This window comes from Rhodococcus triatomae (assembly GCF_014217785.1).
Lineage (GTDB): Bacteria > Actinomycetota > Actinomycetes > Mycobacteriales > Mycobacteriaceae > Rhodococcus_F > Rhodococcus_F triatomae.
In genome coordinates, this window is sequence record NZ_CP048814.1 from 234,089 (window position 1) to 252,533 (window position 18,445).

The 18,445-nt window shown below is 70.0% G+C and carries 17 protein-coding genes; 10 read left to right on the top strand and 7 right to left on the bottom strand.

The genetic code is table 11. The annotated features are described in order from the left end of the window. Window positions 1–3 precede the first annotated feature (3 nt). Entirely contained in the window at window positions 4–1,950 is a 1,947-nt protein-coding gene (gene asnB / locus G4H71_RS01080) for an asparagine synthase (glutamine-hydrolyzing) (RefSeq protein WP_072737705.1), read from the top strand. Window positions 1,951–2,090: 140 nt separating this feature from the next. On the opposite strand, the gene G4H71_RS01085 is transcribed toward asnB, so the two are convergent. The 3 genes from G4H71_RS01085 to G4H71_RS01095 all read right to left on the bottom strand — a co-directional run bounded on the left by G4H71_RS01085 (window position 2,091) and on the right by G4H71_RS01095 (window position 4,810). Then, window positions 2,091–3,059: a carbohydrate kinase family protein gene (locus tag G4H71_RS01085; RefSeq protein ID WP_072737704.1), complete on the bottom strand. Its 969-nt coding sequence runs from the start codon at window positions 3,057–3,059 to the stop codon at window positions 2,091–2,093. 169 nt (window positions 3,060–3,228) lie between these two features. After that, window positions 3,229–3,579: a HesB/IscA family protein gene (locus G4H71_RS01090; RefSeq protein WP_072737703.1), complete on the bottom strand. Its 351-nt coding sequence runs from the start codon at window positions 3,577–3,579 to the stop codon at window positions 3,229–3,231. Between the two features lie 181 nt (window positions 3,580–3,760). Continuing rightward, complete coding sequence (locus G4H71_RS01095) at window positions 3,761–4,810, bottom strand: glycerate kinase family protein (protein WP_072737702.1); 1,050 nt, start codon at window positions 4,808–4,810, stop codon at window positions 3,761–3,763. 111 nt (window positions 4,811–4,921) lie between these two features. Here G4H71_RS01095 and G4H71_RS01100 point away from each other — a divergent pair, with 111 nt between their 5' ends. From G4H71_RS01100 to G4H71_RS01110, 3 genes are all read left to right on the top strand, one after another. Continuing rightward, a complete protein-coding gene (locus tag G4H71_RS01100) occupies window positions 4,922–5,578 on the top strand; it encodes a DUF3043 domain-containing protein (protein ID WP_072737701.1) in 657 nt (218 codons plus the stop codon). A gap of 69 nt (window positions 5,579–5,647) precedes the next feature. Then, complete coding sequence (cobT, locus tag G4H71_RS01105) at window positions 5,648–6,796, top strand: nicotinate-nucleotide--dimethylbenzimidazole phosphoribosyltransferase (protein WP_083342872.1); 1,149 nt, start codon at window positions 5,648–5,650, stop codon at window positions 6,794–6,796. Window positions 6,797–6,799: 3 nt separating this feature from the next. Then, on the top strand, window positions 6,800–7,552 hold the full coding sequence (locus tag G4H71_RS01110; protein ID WP_072737700.1) for an adenosylcobinamide-GDP ribazoletransferase: 753 nt from the start codon (window positions 6,800–6,802) through the stop codon (window positions 7,550–7,552). 17 nt (window positions 7,553–7,569) lie between these two features. On the opposite strand, the gene G4H71_RS01115 is transcribed toward G4H71_RS01110, so the two are convergent. Further along, complete coding sequence (locus tag G4H71_RS01115) at window positions 7,570–8,673, bottom strand: branched-chain amino acid aminotransferase (protein WP_072737699.1); 1,104 nt, start codon at window positions 8,671–8,673, stop codon at window positions 7,570–7,572. Window positions 8,674–8,704: 31 nt separating this feature from the next. Further along, window positions 8,705–9,802 (bottom strand): glycine cleavage system aminomethyltransferase GcvT, encoded by a 1,098-nt coding sequence (gene gcvT / locus G4H71_RS01120; RefSeq protein WP_072737698.1) that lies wholly within the window; start codon window positions 9,800–9,802, stop codon window positions 8,705–8,707. Window positions 9,803–9,933: 131 nt separating this feature from the next. Here gcvT and G4H71_RS01125 point away from each other — a divergent pair, with 131 nt between their 5' ends. Then, entirely contained in the window at window positions 9,934–11,451 is a 1,518-nt protein-coding gene (locus G4H71_RS01125) for a leucyl aminopeptidase (RefSeq protein ID WP_072737697.1), read from the top strand. Window positions 11,452–11,468: 17 nt separating this feature from the next. Here the strand turns inward: G4H71_RS01125 and G4H71_RS01130 are convergent, their stop codons facing one another. Next, window positions 11,469–11,828 carry an oxidoreductase gene (locus tag G4H71_RS01130; RefSeq protein ID WP_072737696.1) on the bottom strand — a complete coding sequence of 120 codons (360 nt, stop codon included), beginning with the start codon at window positions 11,826–11,828 and terminating at the stop codon, window positions 11,469–11,471. Window positions 11,829–12,207: 379 nt separating this feature from the next. Between G4H71_RS01130 and sucB the strand changes: the two genes are divergently transcribed. From sucB to G4H71_RS01155, 5 genes are all read left to right on the top strand, one after another. Beyond that, window positions 12,208–13,932: a 2-oxoglutarate dehydrogenase, E2 component, dihydrolipoamide succinyltransferase gene (gene sucB, locus G4H71_RS01135; RefSeq protein WP_072737695.1), complete on the top strand. Its 1,725-nt coding sequence runs from the start codon at window positions 12,208–12,210 to the stop codon at window positions 13,930–13,932. Between the two features lie 180 nt (window positions 13,933–14,112). Continuing rightward, the gene (locus tag G4H71_RS01140) at window positions 14,113–15,003 is read left to right on the top strand and encodes a TIGR01777 family oxidoreductase (protein ID WP_072737694.1); all 891 of its coding nucleotides are present in this window, start codon (window positions 14,113–14,115) and stop codon (window positions 15,001–15,003) included. 35 nt (window positions 15,004–15,038) lie between these two features. Continuing rightward, complete coding sequence (gene lipB, locus G4H71_RS01145; protein WP_072737693.1) at window positions 15,039–15,812, top strand: lipoyl(octanoyl) transferase LipB; 774 nt, start codon at window positions 15,039–15,041, stop codon at window positions 15,810–15,812. 64 nt (window positions 15,813–15,876) lie between these two features. Next, window positions 15,877–16,887 carry a lipoyl synthase gene (gene lipA / locus G4H71_RS01150; protein WP_072737692.1) on the top strand — a complete coding sequence of 337 codons (1,011 nt, stop codon included), beginning with the start codon at window positions 15,877–15,879 and terminating at the stop codon, window positions 16,885–16,887. Between the two features lie 66 nt (window positions 16,888–16,953). Further along, window positions 16,954–17,718, top strand: a complete 765-nt coding sequence (locus tag G4H71_RS01155) for a DUF4191 domain-containing protein (protein ID WP_072737838.1) — start codon at window positions 16,954–16,956, stop codon at window positions 17,716–17,718. A 72-nt stretch (window positions 17,719–17,790) separates the two neighbouring features. Here the strand turns inward: G4H71_RS01155 and G4H71_RS01160 are convergent, their stop codons facing one another. Then, window positions 17,791–18,273: an RDD family protein gene (locus G4H71_RS01160; RefSeq protein WP_072737691.1), complete on the bottom strand. Its 483-nt coding sequence runs from the start codon at window positions 18,271–18,273 to the stop codon at window positions 17,791–17,793. Window positions 18,274–18,445: the final 172 nt, after the last annotated feature.

Here is an 18,445-nt window from a genome sequence, read left to right on the forward strand (position 1 = left end):
GCAGTGTGCGGATTGCTCGGCTTCTTGACCACCGACGGGACCAGTGACCACCTGGTCTCGCGGATCGACCAGGCCATGCACTGCCTGCGCCACCGCGGCCCGGACGAGCACGGCACGTGGCACGACGAGGACCTCGTCTTCGGGTTCAACCGGCTCTCGATCATCGACCTCGAACATTCGCACCAGCCGCTGCGCTGGGGCCCGGTGGAGAACCCGGAACGCTACGCGCTGACGTTCAACGGTGAGATCTACAACTATCTCGAGATCCGCGCGCAGTTGACGGACGAGTTCGGGGCACAGTTCCGGACCGAGGGCGACTCGGAGGCCATCGTCGCCGCGTACCACTACTGGGGCGAGGACGCGGTGCGCCGCCTCCGGGGCATGTTCGCGTTCGCCGTGTGGGACACCGAGACGCGAGAGTTGTTCATCGCCCGCGACCCGTTCGGCATCAAGCCGCTGTTCCTCGCCACCGGCGCCCGCGGCACCGCCTTCGGCAGCGAGAAGAAGAGCCTGCTCGAACTCGCGGACGCGATCGGTATCGGCACGGAGCTCGATCCTCGTGCCGTCGAGCACTACACCGTGCTGCAGTACGTTCCCGAGCCGGAAACCCTGCACGCACAGATCCGCAGACTCGAGTCCGGCTGTTTCGCCCGGGTCCGGCCGGGCGAACGCCCGGCCGTCACCCGCTACTTCCGTCCGACCTTCCCGGTTCGCCCGTTCGCACCGGGTACCGAGCAGCAGCGCTACCGGGAGATCGCCGACGCGCTCGAGGATTCGGTCGCCAAGCACATGCGGGCCGACGTGACGGTCGGGTCCTTCCTGTCCGGTGGCATCGATTCGACCGCGATCGCCGCTCTCGCGATGCGGCACAACCCGAACCTGATCACCTTCACGACCGGATTCGAGCGGGAGGGCTACTCCGAGGTCGACGTCGCTGCGGAGTCGGCCGAGGCGATCGGAGCCCGGCACGTGGTGAAGGTCGTGAGTCCGGCCGAGTTCGCGGCGGCCATTCCCGAGATCGTGTGGTACCTGGACGACCCGGTTGCCGATCCTGCGCTGGTCCCGCTGTGGTTCGTCGCCCGTGAGGCCCGCAAGCACGTCAAGGTGGTGCTGTCCGGGGAGGGCGCGGACGAGCTGTTCGGCGGATACACCATCTACCGCGAGCCGCTCTCACTCGCTCCGTTCGAACGGATGCCGGCGGGTCTGCGCCGTCTCGCGGGCAAGCTGTCGGACCGGATCCCGGAGGGGACGCGCGGCAAGAGCCTGTTGCACCGCGGTTCGCTGTCGCTGGAGGAGCGCTACTACGGCAACGCCCGCAGCTTCAACGACGCCCAGCTGCGTGCCGTGCTCCGCGACTTCCGGCCGGAGTGGACCCACCAGGACGTCACGGCCTCGATCTACGCGGAGTCGCAGGGCTGGGATCCGGTGGCCCGGATGCAGCACCTGGATCTGTTCACCTGGCTTCGCGGCGACATTCTGGTCAAGGCCGACAAGATGACGATGGCGAACTCGCTCGAACTGCGGGTCCCGTTCCTCGATCCCGAGGTCTTCGAGGTCGCCTCCCAGGTCCCGCTGGAGCAGAAGATCACGACGAAGCGCCGGGGCGGCTCGCAACCGACGACGAAGTACGCGCTCCGCCAGGCACTGGAGGGCATCGTGCCCGCCCACGTGCTCCATCGCGCCAAGCTCGGTTTCCCGGTGCCGCTGCGGCACTGGTTGCAGGGCACGGAGCTGTTCGACTGGGCCCGCGAGCAGATCACGGAGTCCGGCGCCGATCATCTGATCGACAAGGCCGCGGTACTGAAGATGCTGGACGAGCACCGGGCCGGTGAATCCGATCACAGCCGCAGGCTGTGGACCGTCCTCGTGTTCATGGTGTGGCACGGGATCTTCGTCGAGAAGCGCATCGTGCCCACGATCGCCGAGCCGGTCTACCCGGTATCGCTGTAACTCCCCTCCCCACCGAAACGCCCCCTCCCCTGGGTGAAGGTGGCCTTCGACCGGTCAGACCGGTCGAAGGCCACCTTCACCCGGGCCGGGCGGGTTTGCGGGGTGGCGGGGTCGGGGGTGGCGGGGTCGGGGCCGGTCACCTACACCGAGAGCACGGCCGCGATCTCGTCCGCGGCCTCGAGGCCGTAGGCGTCGCCGAGCCGCTTCAGCGCCTCGTCCCGCTCGAAGGTCCACTCCTGGGTACCGACCGTCTCGAGAACGTGCACGGCGACCAGTGAACCGAGCTGCGCGGCCCGCTCGAAGCCGAGCCCCGCACGATGGGCGAGCAGGAACCCCGCCCGGAAGCCGTCGCCGACACCGGTCGGGTCCACCTTGCCCTTCTCCGGGACGACGCCGACCCGCACCCAGTTGCCCTCGCGATCGACGATCTCGACCCCCTTCGAGCCGAGCGTGGTGATCCGGGTGCCGACCATCGCGCGGACCTCGTCCTCGGTCAGGCCGGTCTTCTGGCGCAGCAGCCCCCACTCGTACTCGTTGGTGAACAGGTATTCGGCGCCGTCGACGAGCTGGCGTGCCTCGTCGCCGCCGAGGCGGGCCAGCTGCTGCGAGGGGTCGGCGGCGAACGGAATGCCCTGTTCGCGCGCCTCCGCCGTGCGTCGGACCATCGCCTCGGGATCGTCGGCGCCGACGAGGACCAGGTCGGGCCGGACGGGCAGACTCGCGATCGTGATGTCACGGGCCTCGCTCATCGCGCCGGGATAGAACGACGCGATCTGGGCCATGTCGTCGTCGGTCGTGCAGACGAAGCGGGCGGTGTGAGCCGTGGTGGACACCCGCACGCCGCGGCAGTCGACACCGTTGCCCTCGAGCCAGGCGCGGTACTCCGCGAAATCGGCGCCGACCGCGCCCACCAGCAGCGGTGCGCCACCCAGGACGCCCATCGCGTACGCGATGTTGCCGCCGACCCCGCCCCGGCGGACCACGAGGTCGTCGACGAGGAAGCTCAGCGAGATGTGGTTGAGCTGGTCGGCGAGCAGTTGCTCGGCGAAGCGGCCGGGAAAGCGCATCAGGTGGTCGGTGGCGATCGATCCGGATACCGCAATAGTCACGGACAGGGCCTTTCAGCATGGAGGACGGGGCAGGAAAGCTTCACCGTACCCGGCGGCCGGTGGGCCCGGACCACGCTCCGTACGACACGCATGGACGCGAAACGCCTCCGGCGCGCAACCCGGGAGGGTTCCGCGCCGGAGGCGTCGTGCTCGGTGTGGCGTGGGTGCGTCAGTTGAACGAGTCACCGCACGCGCACGAACCCGTGGCGTTGGGGTTGTCGATGGTGAAGCCCTGCTTCTCGATGGTGTCCACGAAGTCGATGGACGCGCCCTCGACGTAGGGGGCACTCATCCGGTCCACCGCGAGCGCGACACCAGCGAAGTCGACCACCAGGTCGCCGTCGAGGCTGCGGTCGTCGAAGAACAGCTGGTACCGCAGGCCGGCACATCCGCCCGGCTGTACCGCGATACGCAGCGCCAGATCGTCACGGCCTTCCTGGTCGAGCAGCGCCTTCGCCTTGGAGGCGGCGGCGTCGGTCATGACCACACCGTGGGTGGTGGTCTCGTTCTGCACAGTCATGGGCTCTCCCTGTAGTTCGTACCAAACCCGTGAACGCTTCAACCGTACTCCGCGCCGGACCTATTCCCGGGTTCCGCTCTCGTCTTCCCCGATGCTATCGAACATCCCGGGGTCATCGCCTGTCACGGGCCGTGGAATGTCACGGCTCCGTCCGAATGTCACGGCCCGAATGTCACGGCGGTCACGGTTCCGGACGGGTGCCCGCGACCGAGGCCGCCAACGACATCAACTGATTCTCGGCATCGGAGAGCGCACGTTCGAGCGTACCGGCGTGCTCGACCAGCGAATAGGCCGCCTCGATCCCGGCCTCGCTCAGCTCGGCGGTGGTCAGCTCCACCTGCCCCGCGACGCACACGGTGGGCACGGACGCCGCACGAGCGGCGGAGGCGAGCGCGATCACGGCCTTCCCCCGCAAGGACTGCCGGTCGAGGCGTCCTTCTCCCGTGACGAGGAGGTCCGCCGCCGCCAGCTGCTCGTCCTGGCCGGACCGGTCGGCGACCACGCGGGCGCCGGAGGCGCGCTGCGCGCCGAGGGCGAGCAGCGCGGCACCGATTCCGCCCGCCGCACCGGCGCCCGGCGCATCGGCGACCGCGTGCCCCCACCCGTCGAGCCGAGCGGCCCATTCGGCGTTGGCGTCCTCGAGGACGCGAACGGTGCGCGCACCGGCACCTTTCTGCGGACCGAACACGTACGCCGCGCCGTGCGGCCCGAGCAGGGTGTTCTCGACATCGGTGGCCGCCACCAGGTCGACTCCGTCGAGCGCGCGGAGCGCCGCGTCCCATCCGCCGAGTGCCTCGACGAGGCCGCGTCCGCCGTCGGTACAGGAGCTGCCTCCCAACCCGAGGACGATCCGGTGTGCGCCCGCGTCGAGTGCGGCGCGCACGAGCTGGCCCACGCCTCGGCTGTGTGCGCGGAGCGCGGTGTCGTCGTCCGGCACCCGGCCCAGCAGTCCCAGGCCGCACGCCTGCGCGGATTCGAGATAGGCGGTGTCACCGTCGAGCAGCCACTGCGCGGTGGTCTCGTCGTCGAGCGGGCCCGACACCCGCGCCTGCTGCACCCGACCACCGGACGCCGCGAGTACGTCGACGAAACCGGGACCACCGTCGGATTGCGGCACGGGTACGGCCTCGTCGGCCGGACGCACTCGCGCCCACCCGGCCGCGATGGCCGCGCACGCCTGCGCAGAGGTCAGTGTCTCGCCGAACGAGTCCGGTGCGATCATCACCCGCATCGCCGCAGTGTAGGGCGCACCAGGGGTGTGTGCAGGTCGGCGCGGCGGGCGCGCACACCTCGTGGTCAGGTCGGTTGCCCGCCCCCCGGTGGCGTCGCCTACCCTGGAAGGGTGAAATTGCTACGCCGTGGTGACTCTGACGATTCGGACAAGCGGGACGTCGAGGTCGCCGAGCCCTCCGTGGACCCCGAGTCCGCCGAGGACGCCCCCGTGGGCAAGGGCAGGCCCACCCCCAAGCGCCGCGACGCCGAGAACCGGCGGCGTGGCCCGGTGGCGCCGGCTCCGATGACCGCGAAGGAAGCTCGGGCGCGCCGCAAGGCGACACGGGGTTCCAAGGACGAGCGCAAGGCCGCGGCCGCGGAGCGCCGTGCCACCGCCGCCGATCGTCGTGCCCGGATGCTCGCCGGCGAGGACAAGTACCTACTCCCCCGCGACAAGGGCCCCGTGCGCGCCTACGTCCGCGACTTCGTCGACGCCAGACGCAACCTCGTCGGCCTGTTCATGCCGCTGGCGATCGTGCTGATCATGGCCATGTTCGTCAGCCCCGAACTGCAGGCCTTCGTGACCCTCGGCATGCTGGTGATGATGGTCCTCATGGTCATCGAGGGGATCTACATCGGGCGTGTGGTCAACAGCCGGGTGCGCGATCGGTTCCCGGACACCCTCGACGGAGGCTTCAAGCTCGGTTGGTACGCATTCGTGCGGGCCTCCCAGATCCGCAAGCTGCGGGCGCCGAAGCCCCGCGTCGGTCCCGGCGACGCGATCTGATCGTCCACCGTTGTTGGTAGCGTTCCGTCGCAGGACCGCGCGTGGGACCGGTCCAGGGAAAGGCGCAGCGTGACCGACGATCCGAGCCGTTTCGACTCCATCACTCCCCCGGACGCGGGAATCCGTGCCGAGGCGCAGGCACGGCAACGGTTGCTCACCAAACCGGAGGGCTCCCTCGGCCGCCTGGAGGAACTGGCGATCTGGGCCGCCGCGTGCCAGGGGCAGTGCCCACCGCGTGCGTTCGCCCGCCCTCGCGTCGTGGTGTTCGCGGGCGATCACGGCATCGCCGCACACGGAGTTTCCGCGTATCCGCCGGAGGTCACCGTCCAGATGGTGGCCAACATCCTCGCGGGCGGCGCCGCCGTCAACGCCCTGGCCGCCACGGCGGGGGCGAGCGTGCGAGTGGTCGATCTGGCGGTGAACGGCGAGTCCCCGGAGTCGGTGTCCGGGCACAAGATTCGCCGATCCTCGGGCTCCATCGACCGCGAGGACGCCCTCACCGACGAGGAGACCCTCCGGGCGATCGCCGCGGGACGGGCCATTGCGGACGACGAGATCGACTCCGGCGCAGATCTTCTCGTTGCCGGCGACATGGGTATCGGCAACACGACGCCGGCCACCGTCCTCGTCGCGAGCCTCGCGGGAGTCGAGCCGGTGGCCGCGGTCGGACGCGGCACCGGAGTCGACGACGCCGGCTGGATCCGCAAGACGGCCGCGATCCGCGACGCGATGTGGCGCGCCCGGCCGGTGGTCCGTGACACGACGGCTCTGCTGCGCACCGTCGGCGGTGCCGACCTCGCCGCCATGGCAGGATTCCTCGCCCAGGCCGCGTTGCGGCGCACGCCGGTCGTACTCGACGGCTTGGTGGTCACTGCAGCCGCCGTCGTGGCCGAGGAACTCGCCTCCGGCGCCGCCCAGTGGTGGGTCGCCGGACATCGCTCGACCGAACCGGCACACACCATCGCGCTCGAGCACCTACGGCTGAGACCTCTCCTGGAACTCGACATGCGACTCGGCGAGGGATCGGGGGCGCTCGCGGCGCTACCGGTGTTGCAGGGAGCGGTCGCCACCCTCGCCGAGATGGCCACTTTCGCCGAGGCCGGGGTGAGCACCGCCGCCGAGGACACCGACACCTCGGGGGCGAGTCCCGAGCCGGACCACGCAGTGCCGTCGAGCGCCGAGCCTGCGGCGTCGAACGCCGAGCCGGCCGCGGGCTGACCCGTGCGGGCTGGTGCGTCGGGCGTCCGGCTGGCCTTCTCCTGGCTGACGGTCCTGCCCGTCCACGGCCCGGACGCGGTCGATCGCCGGGCCGCGGCGCGAGCGATCGCGGCCGCCCCGCTGGTCGGCCTCGTGCTGGGCGGAGTCGCCGCCGCAATCGCCTGGATCGGTACGGCGGCCGGTGTGAGTCCGGCGCTGGCCGGGCTGGTGACGGTCGCGGCACTGGCCCTGTGCACCCGCGGTATGCACGTCGACGGGCTGGCCGACACGTTCGACGGCCTCGGCTGCTACGGCCCGCCGGAGCGCGCCCTCGAGGTCATGCGCTCCGGTGGTGCCGGCCCGTTCGGGGTCGCGGCCCTCGTCGTCGGCATCGGGGCGCAAGCCCTTGCTTTCGGAACTCTCGCTGCCGCAGGACAGTTCGCGGCGCTGATCGTCGCGGTCACGGCCGGCCGCGTGGCGGTGGTGTGGGTGTGCCGTCGCGGGACGGGTGCGGCGAGCGAGCACGGGTTCGGGGCCCTCACCGCGGGTACCCAGCGGATCCGGGTCGCCGTGCTGTGGACGGTACTGCTCGGGACGGCATCGGTGTGGGTCACGACGTCGTGGTGGCAGGGACCGCTGGCGGTCACCGTCGCGATCGGAGTGTCCGTCGCTCTCGCGGCGCACTGCGCGCGGCGATTCGGTGGACTCGTCGGCGACACCCTCGGTGCCGTCGTGGAGCTCACCGTCGCGGTGGCCGCGATCGGCCTCTCGCTCTGACCTGAACCCGCCCGACGTCAGCGCAGCGTCGTCATCCAGCCGTGGGTGTCGGCGAACGTTCCCCGCTGGATTCCGGTCAGCGTGTCCCGCAGTGCCATCGTCACCTCGCCGGGCTCGCCGTCCGCCACGACGAACTCCCCCTCGGAGGAACGCACTCGGCCGACGGGGGTGATCACCGCGGCGGTGCCGCAGGCGAAGACCTCGGTGATCTCACCCGACTCCGACTTCGTCCGCCATTCCTCGGTGCTGATCTTCCGTTCCTCGACCGCGAAGCCGGCGTCGGTGGCGAGGGTGAGCAGCGAGTTCCGGGTGATGCCGGGGAGCAGCGACCCGGACAGGGACGGGGTCACCAGCTTCGCGTCGGGGCCGGAGCCGAAGACGAAGAACAGGTTCATTCCCCCCATTTCCTCGACGTACTGCCGTTCGTGCGCGTCGAGCCAGACCACCTGATCGCAGCCCTCGTCCGCGGCCTGCGCCTGGGCGAGCAGCGACGCGGCGTAGTTTCCGGCGAACTTCGCCGCCCCCGTGCCGCCCGGTGCCGCGCGGACGTATTCGGTGGACAGCCACACACTGACCGGCTTGACCCCGCGCGGGAAGTAGGCGCCCGCGGGCGACGCGATGAGCAGGTACTTGTACTCGGCCGCCGGACGCACACCCAGCCCGGCCTCGGTGGAGAACATGAACGGACGCAGGTACAGCGCATCCTCGCCGCCGGCCGCCGGGACCCATGCGTGGTCGAGATCGAGAAGTTCGGTGATGGAACGGACGAACAGCTCGGTGGGCAGAGCCGGCATGGCCAGGCGTTCCGCCGACGTGTTCAGGCGCTCCGCGTTGGCCTCGACCCGGAAGGTCGCCAGACCGCCGTCGGGCTGGCGGTACACCTTCAGGCCCTCGAAGATGGCCTGCCCGTAGTGCAGCACCATCGCGGCAGGGTCGAGCTGGATGGGGCCGTAGGGCTCGACCGTCGCTTCGTGCCAGCCGGTACCCGCGGTGTAGGTGATCGACACCATGTAGTCGGTGAAGTGCTGCCCGAATCCCGGTGCCGCCAGTATCTCTCGCCGATCCTCGTCCGAGGTGGGCGAGGGATGCGGGACATGGAGGAATTCGGAGACACCGGTCATGGCCAGATCCTATCGAACCCGTCGAGCTGCCCTACTTGGTGTTGACCTCTACGAACGGCGGCACGACGACGGTCGCCCGCAGCGAGCGCCCCCGCACGTCGACCTCGACTTCGTCACCAGCCGCGATGCCCGAGGAAGTGTCCAGCAGCGCCAGGGCGATGCCGATCTTGAGGGTCGGCGAGAAGGTGCCCGACGTGGTGACACCCACGGCATCGCCGGCCCGGCGAACCGTGAGCTCGGCGCGCAGCACCCCTCGGTCCACTGCTTTCAGCCCCCACAGCCGCCGCGCCGGTCCGGCTTCCTTCTGCGCGGCCAGCGCGGCCCGTCCCCAGAACGCCGGCTTCTTCCAGCCGACGGCCCACCCGCAGCGCGCTTCGAGGGGTGAGATCTCGAGGGAGAGCTCGTGCCCGTGCAGCGGGTAACCCATCTCGGTACGCAGGGTGTCGCGGGCACCGAGGCCGGCAGGAGATCCGCCGAGTGCACGCACGGGACCGAGTAGTGCCCGGAACAACGCCTCGCTGTCCGCCCACCGCGGGACCAGCTCGTAGCCCACTTCCCCGGTGTATCCGCTACGGCACACCCGGACCGGGACGCCGTTCCATTCCGCGTCGACGAAGCCCATGTACTCGATGTCGGTGGGCAGCCCGAGCGCGGTGAGGACCTCCACCGACCTCGGACCCTGCACGGCGAGGACACCGAAGTCGCGGTGCTGGTTCGTCACCGTCACCCCGTCCGGTGCGCCGAGCGCGAGCGCATCGACCACCGCGGCCGTGTTGGCCGCGTTGGGGACGAGGAACACCTCCTCGTCGGAGACGTAGTAGGCGATGAGGTCGTCGACCACTCCCCCGTCGTCGGTACAGCACAGCGTGTACTGCGCCTTGCCCGGGGCGATACGGCCCAGGTCGTTGGTGAGCGTCGCATCGACGTAGTCGGCTGCCCCCGGCCCACGGACGACGGCCTTGCCGAGATGGCTGACGTCGAACAGCCCGACGGTCTCGCGGACCGCGGTGTGCTCGGACACCGTTCCCTCGTACGAGACCGGCATCTCCCACCCGCCGAACGGCGCGAACGTGGCGCCGAGTTCGACGTGCACGTCGTGGACGGGCCCCTGCAGCAACTGCTCACTCATGCCGCCAAACCTAGCCGACCGTCGCCCGGAGCCGCACTCACCGGCACCGCGCCCCGCCCGCGCACTAGCATCGGGAACGCTGCGCCGGCAGGGACGACGCACCACTCGACTCGAGCACAGGAGAGAACACCGTGAGCACACTCACAGCCCGCCAGCTCTTACCTTCGTTCGCGCTCGCGGGCGCCCTCGGCAAGAAGGTCGACATCCTGGTCGTGGGCCTCACCTCGGGTGAGGACGGACCGGAAATCGCTCTCGCCGAAGGGATCGTCGACGACGGCACACTCGCCGACGTTCTCGACGGCCTGATCGCCGTCGGAGCGACCGGCAAGGCCGAGCAGGTCACCCGGGTTCCTGCTCCCGCCTCGCTGCCGGTGGCGAGCATCGTCGCCGTGGGCCTCGGTGCCGCGGATCGGCTCGACGCGGAGCAGATCCGGCGCTCGGCGGGCGTGGCCGCACGAGCGCTCACCGGCGTGGACACCGGGGCGTCGACGCTCTCGGTCCTCGATCTCGGTGCCGCCGCAGTCGGTTTCGCACTGGGCGCCTACTCGTTCACCGAGTTCAAGTCGGCGAAGCCCGCTCCCGGCGACACGGCCCATCCGGTCACCAGGATCGAGCTGCTGGTGTCCTCGCCGCGGACCAAGGGCCCGAAAGCGGAGCTGGCGCGGGCGCTGACGATCGCCGAGGCCGTCGCGACTGCGCGCGAACTCGTGAACACCCCGCCCAGCCATCTCTTCCCGGCCGAGTTCGCCGCACGGGCGAAGGCGCTGGGTACCGCCGCCGGGCTGAAGGTGGAGATCCTCGACGAGAAGGCCTTGGCACGAGGCGGTTACGGCGGGATCATCGGCGTCGGCCAGGGATCCTCGCGGCCACCCCGGCTGGTCCGGATGAGCTATTCGTCCGGCAAGCGTGGCGCGAAGAAGGTCGCACTGGTGGGCAAGGGCATCACGTTCGACACCGGCGGCATCTCGATCAAGCCCGCGGCGGGGATGGAGAACATGACCTCGGACATGGCCGGTGCCGCAGCGGTGGTGGCCACGGTCGTCGCCGCGGCCGGACTCGCGCTCCCCGTCGACGTGGTCGCGACGGTCCCGATGGCCGAGAACATGCCGTCGAGCACCGCGCAGCGCCCGGGCGACGTGCTGACCCAGTACGGCGGCACCACGGTCGAGGTCATCAACACCGATGCCGAGGGCCGACTCGTCCTCGCGGACGCCATCGTGCGTGCGTGTGAGGACGACCCGGACTACCTGGTCGACACCGCCACCCTCACCGGCGCGCAGATGGTCGCGCTCGGAAACCGGACACCCGGCGTGATGGGAACCGAGTCGTTCCGCGACCGGGTGGCCGCGATCTCGCAGGACGTCGGCGAGAACGGCTGGCCGATGCCGCTCCCGACCGAGATCCGCGCCGACCTCGATTCGAAGGTCGCCGACCTGGCGAACGTCACCAACAATCGATGGGGCGGGATGTTGGCGGCAGCGCTGTTCCTCGAGGAGTTCGTGGCCGAGGGGGTCGAGTGGGCGCACCTCGACGTGGCGGGACCGGCCTACAACACGTCCGGCCCGTGGGGCTACACCGGGAAGGGCGGCACCGGGGTCCCGGTCCGCACCATGCTCGCCGTCCTCGAGGACATCGCCGCGAACGGCTGATCGCCGCGGCCGGCGCGTCAGCGACTGTCGCGCTGCTCGGCTGCCCGGCGACGTTCGATCCGTCGCCGGGCATCGTGGTCCCGCATCCGCTGCGGGTAACCGGTCTTGCGGACGTCGTAGACGGGGATGTGCAGGTCCTTGCCGAGCCGGCGGGCGCCTCGCTCCCCGCCGGCCTTGCGCCGGGTCCACTCCCCGTCCGCGGCGACGAGGACGACCGTCACCTCGGTGACGGTCGTCTGCGGCTCGACGTAGGCCTCGACCCCGTGGTGCGTACGGACCCACTCAGCGAGGTAGGCGGCGTCGGACGAGTCGGGGGTCGCGCGGCCGTGCGACCCGCGCGAGGAACCGCCGCGGGAAAAGCGATCGAACAGTCCCACCGGACCTCCCAGTACGAACGGCGCCCGACGAGGGCGACACGACACGACGCCCGATGTGAGCGCATCATCCAGTTTGCCAGGTTCACCGCTGGGCGCACCGTGGCGAAAGCTACTCGCCGGTACGAATTGCGTGCCGCGACGCGCCCGACACGGTGTATCCGACCTCGCCGAACACTGCACTCGCGACAGTGGAAAGATGTGTGGAGGCCGACACCACGACCGGGGTGACGACGCATCCGAATATCGAGCAACATCCGCACTACCCGGGCAACTCGAGCACAATGGTCGAGGGCCCGGAATTCTCGAGCACGACCCGCTTCACGACCACAAGTCGACCCAGATCAACAACCCGAACACAACTGTCGAGGAGTCAATAGACATGGCGTTCTCCGTCCAGATGCCAGCTCTTGGTGAGAGTGTCACCGAGGGGACAGTCACCAGGTGGCTCAAGCAGGAAGGAGACACGGTCGAAGTCGACGAGCCGCTGCTCGAAGTCTCCACGGACAAGGTCGACACCGAGATTCCCTCGCCCGCAGCCGGTGTGCTCAGCAAGATCGTCGCCCAGGAGGACGACACCGTCGAGATCGGCGGAGAGCTCGCGGTGATCGGCGATGCCGGCGAGGAGCCCGCGCCCGCTGCCGAGGCGCCCGCCGAACCCGAGGCGGAGCAGTCCGCCCCCGAGGAGCCGGAGCAGGAAGAGCAGAAGCCGGAGCCTTCCCGGGAGGAAGCTCCCGCCGCGTCGTCCGGTGGCGGTTCGGGCCAGGGGACGCCGGTGACGATGCCGGAACTCGGCGAGTCCGTCACCGAGGGCACCGTCACCCGGTGGCTCAAGGCGGTCGGTGACGAGGTCGCCGCGGACGAGCCGCTGCTCGAAGTGTCCACGGACAAGGTCGATACGGAGATCCCGTCGCCTGTCGCCGGAACGCTGCTCGAGATCACCGCCCAGGAAGACGACACGGTCGACGTCGGCGGTCAGCTCGCCGTCATCGGGACCGGCAGCCCCGCCGCCGCGGAATCCACGCCGGCACCCGACACCGAGCCCGAGTCGAAGCCCGAACCGGAGCCCGAGCCCACCCCGGCGCCGAAGGCGGCGCCCGCTCCGGCACCGAAGGCCGAGCCCGCTGCTGCCGAACCCGCCCCGAGCGCCGGGTCCTCGGACGCGACTCCGTACGTCACGCCGCTCGTGCGCAAACTGGCCTCGGAGAACAACGTCGACCTGTCGACCGTGAAGGGCACCGGTGTCGGCGGCCGGATTCGGAAGCAGGACGTCCTCGCCGCCGCCGAGGCGGCCAAGGCTCCCGCGCCTGCCGCCCCGGCCGCTGCGGCGCCCGCGGCGTCGGCCCCCGCTGCCACGGCCGGGGTGCGCCCCGAGCTGGCCCACCTGCGTGGAACGACGCAGAAGGCGAACCGGATCCGGCAGATCACCGCGACGAAGACTCGTGAGTCGCTGCAGACCACCGCCCAGCTGACCCAGACCTTCGAGGTCGACGTCACGAAGATCGCCTCGCTGCGTGCGCAGGCCAAGGCGAGCTTCCTCGAACGGGAGGGCGTCAAGCTCACCTACCTGCCGTTCTTCGCCAAGGCCGTCGTCGAGGCGCTCAAGGCGCACCCGAACATCAACGCCAGTTACGACGAGGGTGCCAAGCAGATCACCTACTACGACGCCGAGCACCTCGGCATCGCGGTGGACACCGAACAGGGACTGCTCTCGCCGGTCATTCACAACGCCGGCGACCTGTCCCTCGGTGGGTTGGCACGGGCGATCGCCGACATCGCCAAGCGGGCCCGCTCCGGCGGTCTCAAGCCGGACGAGTTGTCCGGAGGCACCTTCACGATCACGAACATCGGCAGTCAGGGCGCCCTGTTCGACACTCCGATCCTGGTTCCGCCGCAGGCGGCGATGCTGGGCACCGGCGCGATCGTCAAGCGCCCGGTCGTGCTCACCGACGAGACCGGCAACGAATCGATCGGCGTGCGGTCGATGTGCTACCTGCCGCTCACCTACGATCACCGCCTGGTCGACGGTGCGGACGCCGGACGCTTCCTCACCACGATCAAGCACCGGATCGAGGAAGGTGCGTTCGAGGCCGATCTCGGACTGTGACGAACGCGGCGGACCGCTCGGGTCGCGCCGCACACTCGAGTAGGGGCACCATTCCAGCAGGGGATGGTGCCCCTCTCGTCGCGCGTACGGTCGGCAACACCGAGTCGGCGGTACGCGACCATCCGGACGAGACGCCCGAACACGTCGCCACCGCTGTCGACGGAAAGGAGCTGGTTGCCCGTGCGCGTGGTCATCGCCGGTGCGTCCGGCCTGATCGGAACAGCGCTCGTGTCGACGCTGCGCCGACACGATCACGACGTGATCCGGCTGGTTCGCCGTCCCGCCGCCGGACCCGACGAGTACCGCTGGGATCCGTACACCGCCGCCCTGGACGACGCAGCCCTCGACGGAGCCGATGCCGTCGTCAACCTGTGCGGAGCCGGGGTCGGTGACCGCCGCTGGTCCGGCGCCTACAAACAACTGCTGCGGGACAGCCGGATCGTGCCGACCGACGTACTGGCACAGGCCGTCGCTCGGACCGGCGTGCCGATGTTCGCCGGCGCGAGTGCGGTGGGCTACTACGGCCACACCGGAGACCGGATCGTCGACGAGAGCTCGCCGGCGGGCACCGGCTTCCTCGCCGGCCTCTGCACGGACTGGGAGGCCGCGGCCGATCCGGCACGTGCCGCAGGGGCACGCACGACGACGCTGCGGACCGCGATCGTCCTCTCCCGGCACGGGGGCATGCTGTCCCGGTTGCGTCCGCTGTACCGGGTCCTGCTGGGCGGACGGTTCGGGGACGGACGCCAGTACGTGTCCTGGATCTCCCTCGAGGACCAGGTCGAGGCGCTGCGGTTCGTGCTCGAGCACGAGGTCGAGGGACCGGTCAATCTCACCGGACCAGCCCCGGTCACCAACGCCGAGTTCACCCGCGCCCTCTCCCGGGTGCTGCACCGGCCCGCTCCCTGGGTCGTTCCCGGGTTCGCCGCACGGGCGCTGGTCGGCGAGTTCGCCGACGAGGCGGTACTCGCCGGCCAACGCGCCATCCCGGCGGTGCTCGAAACCGCGGGCTTCGACTTCCGGCACAAGACGGTCGGCGAGGCCCTCGAGGCCGTGACGGCGCCGCCGTGAACACCTTCTCGGCGGGCGGCGTAACGTCAGAGGCCATGAGCTCCGTGCCCACGTCCGCCCGCGCCGCACAGTCCCCCGTCGACGTCCGCCGTCTGGGCCGGGTCGACTACCTCGACGCCTGGGAGATCCAACGCGATCTCGCGGCCGCCCGCGCCGACGGAGACGGATCCGACACGCTGCTGCTGCTCGAGCATCCCCCGGTGTACACGGCCGGCCGCCGCACCGCCCCCGAGGATCGGCCGTCCGACGGTACCGCCGTCATCGACGTCGATCGCGGCGGCAAGATCACCTGGCACGGGCCGGGTCAGCTCGTCGGCTACCCGATCGTCCGGCTCGCCGAACCCGTCGACGTCGTCCGGTACGTGCGCCGGATCGAGCAGGCGCTCATCCAGGTGGTCACCGATCTCGGTATCGACTGTGGCCGGGTGGAAGGACGATCCGGGGTCTGGCTCTCCGCGGGCCTCCGCGACGGTGTCCTGTTGCCGGAACGCAAGGTAGCCGCGATCGGCATCCGGGTGCAACGCGGCGTGACGCTGCACGGCTTCTCGCTGAACTGCAACTCCACCCTCGCCGGCTTCGATGCGATCGTGCCGTGCGGTATTCCCGACGCGGGCGTCACCACCCTGTCTGCCGAACTGGGCCGCGACGTGACCGTCGACGAGGTGACTCCCGCCGTGACGGCGGCCGTGCTGGACGCGCTCGACGGCACGCTTCCGGTCGAGGACCACGACATCGCCCGCGGGCTTCCCGAACTCCCCGTGACCGAGCCCGCGCAGGCTCCCGCCTTCACCACCGTCCGGTACGGCTGAGGCTACCGCCGGGTAGCGTCGCCCGGACCGCCCCGGCCGAGTCGACGGGCGTACGATCGACATCGTGACTGTGGCCCCAGAAGGACGCAAACTACTCCGCCTCGAGATCCGAAACGCGGAGACCCCCATCGAACGCAAGCCGAGCTGGATCAAGACCCGCGCCAAGATGGGCCCGGAGTACTCCGAGCTCAAGGGCCTGGTGAAACGTGAAGGCCTGCACACGGTCTGCGAGGAAGCCGGCTGCCCCAACATCTACGAGTGCTGGGAAGACCGCGAGGCGACGTTCCTCATCGGCGGAGAACAGTGCACCCGTCGGTGCGACTTCTGCCAGATCGACACGGGCAAACCGGCCGACCTCGACCGCGACGAGCCGCGCCGGGTCGCCGAGTCCGTCCAGGCGATGGGCCTGCGCTACTCGACCATCACCGGCGTCGCCCGCGACGACCTGCCCGACGGTGGCGCGTGGCTGTACGCGGAGACCGTGCGGCAGATCCACGCACTCAACCCGGGCACCGGCGTCGAGAACCTGATTCCCGATTTCAACGGCAAGCCCGATCTGCTCGCCGAGGTCTTCGACTCCCGCCCCGAGGTGCTCGCGCACAATCTCGAGACCGTTCCCCGCATCTTCAAGCGCATCCGGCCCGCGTTCCGCTACGAACGCTCGCTCGGAGTCCTGTCGGCCGCGCGTGATTTCGGGCTCGTCACCAAGTCGAACCTCATCCTCGGCATGGGCGAGACCCCGGAGGAAGTGCAGCAGGCGATGATCGACCTCCACGAGGCCGGCTGCGACATCCTCACCATCACGCAGTACCTGCGCCCGTCGCCTCGGCACCACCCGGTGGAGCGCTGGGTCAAGCCGGAGGAGTTCGTCGAGCACTCGAAGGCCGCCGAGGAAATCGGTTTCGCCGGGGTCATGGCCGGGCCACTGGTGCGTTCGTCGTACCGCGCCGGCCGCCTCTACACCCAGGCGATGGCACACCACGGCCGGCCGTTGCCCGCGTCTCAGGCTCACCTCGCCGACGGCGGCGAAGCCTCTCAGGAGGCCGGCTCGCTCCTCGCCCGACTCGCACGCTGACGTGTGAACCCCGGTCGAGCCGGTCGGGGTTCTGATGCCGGATCGCGGGCAAGTATCCTGGTGAGCATGGCGAACGGCAGCAAGTCGGGTAAGGGCAAAGGCAAGCCCAGCAAGGAAGCGAAGGCCGCGGCAAAGGCGGCCCGCAAGCAGGCGTCGAAGGAACGCAGGTCACAGATGTGGCAGGCGTTCCAGATGCAGCGCAAGGAAGACAAGCTGCTCCTGCCGCTGATGATCGGCACCCTGGTCGGTCTGACGGTGCTGTTCTTCCTCCTCGGTCTGCTCTGGAACGTTCAGTGGTTCCTGCTTCCGATCGGCCTCATGCTCGGCGTGCTCGGTGCGTTCATCATCTTCGGCCGCCGAGTGCAGAAGACCGTGTACGCGAAGGCCGAAGGCCAGGCGGGGGCTGCTGCCTGGGCACTGGACAACCTGCGCGGTTCCTGGCGAGTCACCACCGCCGTCGCGGGCACCACACAACTCGATGCCGTACACCGCGTCGTCGGGCGCCCCGGCGTCATCTTCGTGGCGGAGGGCTCACCCCAGCGAGTGCGTTCGCTGATCGCCCAGGAGAAGAAGAAGACCGCACGGCTGATCGGCGACACCCCGATCTACGACGTCGTCATCGGCAACGACGAAGACCAGGTCCCGCTGTCGAAGTTGCAGCGCTACCTCAACAAGCTCCCCCGCAACATCGACTCCAAGCAGATGGACACCATCGAGGGCCGGCTCGCGGCACTGAAGAATCGTGGCGGCGGCGGAGCGGCTCTGCCGAAGGGCCCGATTCCCGGAGGCGCGAAGATGCGCGGCATCCAGCGCACCATCCGCCGCCGCTGACACTCCCTCTTCACCACCACCCCGCGTTCCACCCCGTTCCTCTTCCGAGGGGGCTGGCTGGACAGGGTGGGATCAGCGGGTACGCAGGATGGCGGTGCCGGTGGCGCGGTCGTGCATGCCACGGCCGTCGCCGTCGCTGATCGTGGCCGGCACCACGAACGACAGCAGCGCCTGACGCCCCAGTGCGCGGCGGAAGCCGACGCGATGCGGGCCGTCGATGCGCGCGACCTGGGTGCCGACCACGAACTGGCCGGGGGTGAAGGAGAACAGACTCACGGTGACGACACCGACGACGAACCAGACGACCAGGGTGAACGTACCGACCTGTCCCTCGAACGGGTTCTCGCTCTGCCCTACGAGCAGCGCGGCGACACCCATGGCCAGGAGCCAGTCGATCATCAGGCCCGCCAACCTGCGGCCCGGGCCGACCATCGCACCCGGCCCGTGTTCGGGCAGCCCCATCCGCTCCCCGCGGTAGGCCTGCGCGGATCCGTCGGAATCGGGCGGCAGCGCCGCCTCGGGTCCGGACAGCCATGAACCGGTGATGCGTCCCATGCCATCCAGGATAGGCGCGAACCTCGCGAATCCCCTACAGTGGGACGCTGCCCCTGTGGGAGCAGTCACAGTAGCCGTGAAAACGCTGTACACGGTCACACGTAACATGGGCGAAACAAAAGGTTGACCAGTGGGCAACACCAGGTCCATAGCCTCTGGCTCGACGGATTCG

Coding starts and splice junctions, on each gene's coding strand:
- G4H71_RS01115 (WP_072737699.1), bottom strand. CDS start 8,673: ATGACCGGTGTCTCCGAATTCCTCCATGTCCCGCATCCCTCGCCCACC.
- G4H71_RS01160 (WP_072737691.1), bottom strand. CDS start 18,273: ATGGGACGCATCACCGGTTCATGGCTGTCCGGACCCGAGGCGGCGCTG.
- G4H71_RS01090 (WP_072737703.1), bottom strand. CDS start 3,579: ATGACTGTGCAGAACGAGACCACCACCCACGGTGTGGTCATGACCGAC.
- lipB (WP_072737693.1), top strand. CDS start 15,039: ATGAGCTCCGTGCCCACGTCCGCCCGCGCCGCACAGTCCCCCGTCGAC.
- G4H71_RS01155 (WP_072737838.1), top strand. CDS start 16,954: ATGGCGAACGGCAGCAAGTCGGGTAAGGGCAAAGGCAAGCCCAGCAAG.
- G4H71_RS01095 (WP_072737702.1), bottom strand. CDS start 4,810: ATGCGGGTGATGATCGCACCGGACTCGTTCGGCGAGACACTGACCTCT.
- gcvT (WP_072737698.1), bottom strand. CDS start 9,802: ATGAGTGAGCAGTTGCTGCAGGGGCCCGTCCACGACGTGCACGTCGAA.
- sucB (WP_072737695.1), top strand. CDS start 12,208: ATGGCGTTCTCCGTCCAGATGCCAGCTCTTGGTGAGAGTGTCACCGAG.